This is a genomic window from Streptomyces sp., assembly GCF_035563135.1.
Taxonomy (GTDB): domain Bacteria; phylum Actinomycetota; class Actinomycetes; order Streptomycetales; family Streptomycetaceae; genus Streptomyces.
The window spans coordinates 1-5,359 of the sequence record NZ_DATMVN010000764.1; the positions used below are offsets into that span (position 1 = coordinate 1).

The following is a 5,359-nucleotide window of genomic DNA, read 5'->3' on the forward strand; positions in this document are numbered from 1 at the left end:
CGGCGGCGGCGCGGAGCGCGGCGAGGTGGGCGGTGGCGTACCGCTCGTTGGGCACGTCCAGGACGGCGGCCTCGTCCAGTCCGGCTCGGGCCTGGGCGAGCAGATCGAGTGCGGCGGGCGGCGCCGAGGCGCGGCGCAGCACGGGGTGGACATCGGTTGCCGGACCGGTCAGTGAGGGGGCAGGGCTGCCTGCGCGGCGCCGCGGGGCGGCGGCTGCGGACGAGCTGGCCATGACGAACCTCCTGTCGTCGTGTGACGGCTCCGTAGCCGTATGCATCCATCGTGAGGGCCACCACTGACAATCCCTCATCAACCCGCTCTGACCAGGCGTTTTGCTTCGACCGCAAGAACGGGCTAGCTTTTTGCACTGACTGGTCAGTTCAAAAAGAAGGGGGGCGGGATCATGGAGAGCCCGCACGGGGCGGCGCTGAGCGCCGAGGACTTCGGGCTGAAGGGCCCGCGCGGCTGGGCCTTCCGGGGGGTGGACCTCGCCGCCGGCCCCGGTTCGCTCGTCGCCGTCGAGGGCCCCTCCGGCTCGGGCCGTACGTGTCTGCTGCTCGCACTCACCGGCCGGATGCGTTCCACGCACGGCCACGCCGAGGTCGGCGGCGAGCGCCTGCCCGGACGGCTCGCCGCCGTACGCGGCTTCAGCGCGCTGGGCCCGGTCCCCGGGGTCAGCGAACTGGACCCTTCCCTCACTGTGGCCGAGCACCTGCGGGAACGGGCCCTGCTGCGGCGCCGGTTCGGCGGCTCGCCACGCTCCCTGCTGCGCCCCCGCGCCGAGCGCGCCGCCGCGGCGCGTGCGGTGATCGACACCGCGCTGGAGGCCGCGGGGCTCGATCCCGCTGCCCTGCCCAAGGCCGAACGGACCTCCGTGCGCGACCTGGAGCGTCCGGAGGCCCTGCGTCTCTCCGTCGCCCTCGCCCTCATGGGCCGCCCGCGGCTCCTCGCCGTGGACGACACCGACCTCAAGCTCTCCGCCACGGACCGCGGCCCGGTCTGGGAACTCCTGCGCACGATCGCGGCCGGCGGGACCACCGTGCTGGCCGTGTGCAGTGAGGCACCCGAGGACGCGCTCACCGTACGCACCCGCCCGGCGGCCGGACCTCCTGCGCCCGCCGACGACACGACGACCGGGAAGGGGACGGCCGATGCGATCGCCGGAACTGGCCGCTCTTGAGCTGCGGCGGTTCGGCAGGGGCCGGATGCCGCGTGCCGCGCTCGTGGCACTCCTCCTGCTGCCCCTGCTGTACGGGGCGCTCTACCTCTGGTCCTTCTGGGACCCGTACGGACGGCTCGACCGCATCCCCGTGGCGCTCGTCAACGAGGACGAGGGCGCGGTCAGCGGGGGCGAACACCTCGCGGCCGGGGACGAGATCGCCGGCCGGCTGCTCGGCTCCAAGGTCTTCGACTGGCACGAGGCCGGTTCCGCCGAGGCCGAAAGGGGCCTGGAGGACGGGACGTACTACCTCTCGCTGACCATGCCGTCGGACTTCAGCGAGCGGATCGCCTCGAGCGCCGGGGACTCCCCCGCCGCCGGCGCCCTGCGGGTGCGTACGAACGACGCCAACAACTACCTCGTCGGGCAGATCTCCAGGACCGTACTCGCCGAGGTCCGCAGTGCCGCGTCCACGAAGGCCTCGCGCGGTTTCCTGGACCGGATCTTCATCGACTTCTCGGGACTGCACGACGCGACCGCGAAGGCGGCCGAGGGGGCCGACGACCTCAGGAGCGGCCTCACGCGGGCGAAGAAGGGCTCCAAGGACCTCGCGGACGGCCTCAAGGACGCCAAGGCGGGCAGCGGCACGCTCTCCACCGGCATCGCCGGGCTGGACAAGGGGGCCGGCGACCTGGAGACGGGGTCCCGGCAGGTCGCCGGCGGCACCCAGCTGCTCACGGACGAGGTCGACGCGGTCGCCGCGGACGTCCGCCCCTTCCTGAAGGACAACGGCAAGGCCATCGGGGACACCGCCCGGCTGGTGGCCGACTCCTCGAAGGCCGTACGGGAGAACCTCGGCCTGCTGGCCGAAGCGGCGCCCACGGCCTCGGCCGCGGCCCGCACGGCCTCCGACGACCTGGCCGAGGTCCACCGCGTCCGCTGCGAGGACCAGCCGCTGCCCGACCCGGGGGTCTGCCCGCAGCTGAAGCGCGCCAAGGAGGCGGCAGCGGATGTCGCCGAGGTGTCCGAGGACGTGAACGCGCTGGTCATGAACCAGAAGGGCGATCTGACGAAGCTGCGCGCCCAGCTGTCCGCCCTGGAGAAGCAGGCCGACGCCCTGGCGAAGCGCTCACCGGATCTGGACACGGACCTGGAGTCCGCCGTGACGAGGATCAACGCCCTCAACACCGGCGCGCACAAGGTCGCCGAGAGCGCCGACGCGCTCCACACCGGCCTCGGGAGCGCCAGGGCGGGGGCCGGGGATCTGGACGCCGGCGTCAAGAAGCTCAAGTCGGGCGCCACGACCCTGAAGAGCGGGTTGTACCGGCTGGGTGACGGCTCCGCGACGCTCGCCCAGGGGCTGAACGACGGGGTCGGCAGGATCCCCGACTACGACGAGAAGGCCCGCGACGCCCGCACCGGTGTCATGGCCGACCCCGTGCAGCTGGCCTCCTCCTCCCTGCACACGGCGCCGAACTACGGCACCGGCTTCGCGCCGTACTTCATCCCGCTCTCGCTGTGGGTGGGCTCGATGGTGGCGTACATGCTGATCCAGCCGCTCAGCCGGCGGGCTCTCGCGGCCGGGGCCCCGGCGTGGCGCATCGCCCTCGCGGGCTGGCTGCCGGTCGCCGCCACGGGCCTGCTCCAGGTCGCCGCCCTGATGTCGGTGCTGCACTGGCGGCTCGGCCTGCAGATGACGCACACCGTCGGCACGATCGGCTTCCTGGCCCTGGTGACCTGCTGCTTCGCCGCGATCGTGCAGTGGCTCAACGCCCGTTTCGGCGCGGCAGGACGGATCCTCGTCCTGGCGGTGCTGATGCTCCAGCTGACCTCGGCCGGGGGCACCTATCCCGTCCAGACCAGTCCGGGCTTCTTCGGCGCGATCCACCCCTGGCTGCCGATGACCTATGTCGTGGACGGGCTGCGGCGGCTGATCACGGGCGGCGGGCTCGCCCCGGTCTGGCAGGGCTGCGCCGTGCTGCTGGCCTTCACCGCGGGCGCACTGGCGCTGACAGCCCTGTCCGCCCGGCGCAAGCAGGTGTGGACACTGGACCGGCTGCACCCGGAGCTGAGTCTGTGACCGCGCCGGGACCTGTGAGAATCGTGCGTATGGACAGCAGTAGCACCACGCGCCGCCAGGTCACCCGGCAGAAGCTCTACGAGGCGGCGGTGACCCTCATCGCGGAGAAGGGCTTCTCCGCGACGACGGTGGACGAGATCGCCGAGCGCGCCGGGGTCGCCAAGGGCACGGTCTACTACAACTTCAAGAGCAAGACCGAGCTGTTCGAGGAGCTGCTGCGGCACGGCGTCGGGCTGCTCACGCAGTCGCTGCGTTCCGCCGCCGACGCGACGGACGCGCGCGGCGGCACCCGTGTGGAGGCGCTGGACGCGATGGTCAGGGCCGGCCTGGTCTTCATCGACCGCTACCCGGCCTTCACCCAGCTGTACGTCGCCGAACTCTGGCGCACCAACCGTGCCTGGCAGTCGACCCTCCTGGTCCTGCGGCAGGAAGCCGTCGCCGTGGTGGAGGGGGTGCTCCGGGAAGGCGTCGCGGGCGGCGAGCTCAGTGAGGAGATCGACATCCAGCTGACGGCCGCCGCACTGGTGGGGATGGTCCTGGTGGCGGCTCTCGACTGGCAGGCGTTCCAGCCCGGACGGTCGCTCGACGATGTGCACCGCGCCCTGTCCCTGCTGCTGCACGGCCGGGTCGGCGGACGCTGAGAGCACCTTCTGCGGTCCGCGTCCGGGAAAGCGCCGGTCCGCACACGGAAAAGCGCCGGTCCGGTGGAATTCGATCCCCCCGAATTCCACCGGACCGGCGCTGCGTGACGTCGCGGAGCCCTCCCCCGTGACCCCGTGTCCCCCGTGGTCCCGGAGCTCCGCGCCGTGCGCCCCCGTCACGTCCGGGGTGCCGCGCCGTTCCGCCGCCCCGTGCCGGCGGTCCTGGCGCCGCGCCCCTTCCGTGGTCTCCACTCTTCCGTCCGCGCAGGTGAGGGCCCATCCGCTCATCTACTCATCTGCCGCACTGGGTAGGAATACTCAGAGCTGAGCGGCAGGGCCCACCCGGGCGCCCCGCCCACTGGCTACGATCGCGTCCGTGTCCGTGCTCCCCCTGGTGTTCACGAGCGGCTGGGCCAGCGGGATCAACGCCTACGCGGTGGTCCTCCTCCTCGGCGTCTTCGGTGCGACCGGTCTCACCGACGAGGTGCCCGGGTCACTGCAGCGCACCGATGTGCTCGTCACCGCGGGTGTGCTGTTCCTGTGCGAGGCGGTGGCCGACAAGATCCCGTACGTGGACTCGGCCTGGGACGCGGCGCACACGGTGATCAGACCCGTGGCCGGCGCGGTCGTCGCGGCGCTGCTGGCCGGGGAGAGCGGGTCCCTGCCGGAACTCGCCGCGGGAGCCGTGGGCGGGTCCACCGCGCTGATGAGCCATCTGATGAAGGCCGGCACCAGGATGGCGGTCAACACCTCGCCCGAACCGTTCAGCAATGTCGGGGTCAGTGTCGCGGAGGACCTCGGGGCCGCCGGAATCATCACCTTCGCGATGTTCGACCCGGTGGCTGCGGCCGTTCTCGCCGGGGTCCTCCTGCTGCTCGGCCTGGTGACACTGCTCTTCCTGGCCTCCCGGATCCGCCGCTTCCTGCGCCGCAGGTCACAGCGGTGCGAGGAGGGACGACCAGCGGGGGCGGGCAGGCGCCGCCCTCACTGCTGAACTGCCGGCGGCACCCTTTAGGGTCACTGCCATGGCACGAATTGCGGTGATCGGCGCCGGGACGGGCGCGATGGCGGCGGCCGCCCGGCTCTCCGTGGCAGGCCACCGGGTGACCGTGTACGAGCGGTCGAAGACCTACGGCGGCTCGCTCGGCCGGTTCTCCCGCGACGGCTTCGTCTTCGACACCGGCCCCGGGCTGCTGCACCTTCCCGCGGTCTACCGCGACCTCTTCGTGAAGACGGGCAGGGAGAGCCTGGAGCAGTGCGTCACGCTCACCCAGGTCGACCCGGCGAGCCGTCATCTCTTCGCGGACGGCACCGAGGTGTCGCTTCCCAACGCCTCACGGGCCGGGGTGACCGGGGCGCTGGACCGGGCGCTCGGCGAGGGGGCCGGGGCGCGGTGGGGGGACTTCCTGGACCGGGCGGGGGAGACCTGGAACCGGTCACGCAGGCCGCTGCTGGAGGAGCCGCTGCCCGAGGACCGGC

The 5,359-nt window shown here is 72.6% G+C and carries 5 protein-coding genes and 1 pseudogene; 5 read left to right on the forward strand and 1 reads right to left on the reverse strand.

All coding sequences use genetic code 11. The features are described from left to right. A pseudogene (locus tag VN520_RS34045) lies at positions 1-232 on the reverse strand (hypothetical protein); the annotation flags it as partial. Positions 233-403: 171 nt separating this feature from the next. On the opposite strand from VN520_RS34045, the gene VN520_RS34050 reads away from it, so the two are divergent. The 5 genes from VN520_RS34050 to VN520_RS34070 all read left to right on the forward strand — a co-directional run. Continuing rightward, entirely contained in the window at positions 404-1,180 is a 777-nt protein-coding gene (locus tag VN520_RS34050; RefSeq protein ID WP_325750809.1) for an ATP-binding cassette domain-containing protein, read from the forward strand. After that, positions 1,152-3,239 (forward strand): YhgE/Pip domain-containing protein, encoded by a 2,088-nt coding sequence (locus VN520_RS34055; RefSeq protein ID WP_325750810.1) that lies wholly within the window; start codon positions 1,152-1,154, stop codon positions 3,237-3,239. Before VN520_RS34050 ends, VN520_RS34055 begins: the two co-directional genes overlap by 29 nt. A 29-nt stretch (positions 3,240-3,268) precedes the next feature. After that, positions 3,269-3,880, forward strand: a complete 612-nt coding sequence (locus VN520_RS34060) for a TetR/AcrR family transcriptional regulator (protein WP_325750811.1) — start codon at positions 3,269-3,271, stop codon at positions 3,878-3,880. Between the two features lie 376 nt (positions 3,881-4,256). Continuing rightward, positions 4,257-4,874 (forward strand): DUF4126 domain-containing protein, encoded by a 618-nt coding sequence (locus VN520_RS34065; RefSeq protein WP_325750812.1) that lies wholly within the window; start codon positions 4,257-4,259, stop codon positions 4,872-4,874. A 31-nt stretch (positions 4,875-4,905) separates the two neighbouring features. Continuing rightward, a partial coding sequence (locus VN520_RS34070; RefSeq protein WP_325750813.1) for an NAD(P)-binding protein occupies positions 4,906-5,359 on the forward strand: 454 nt, incomplete at its 3' end.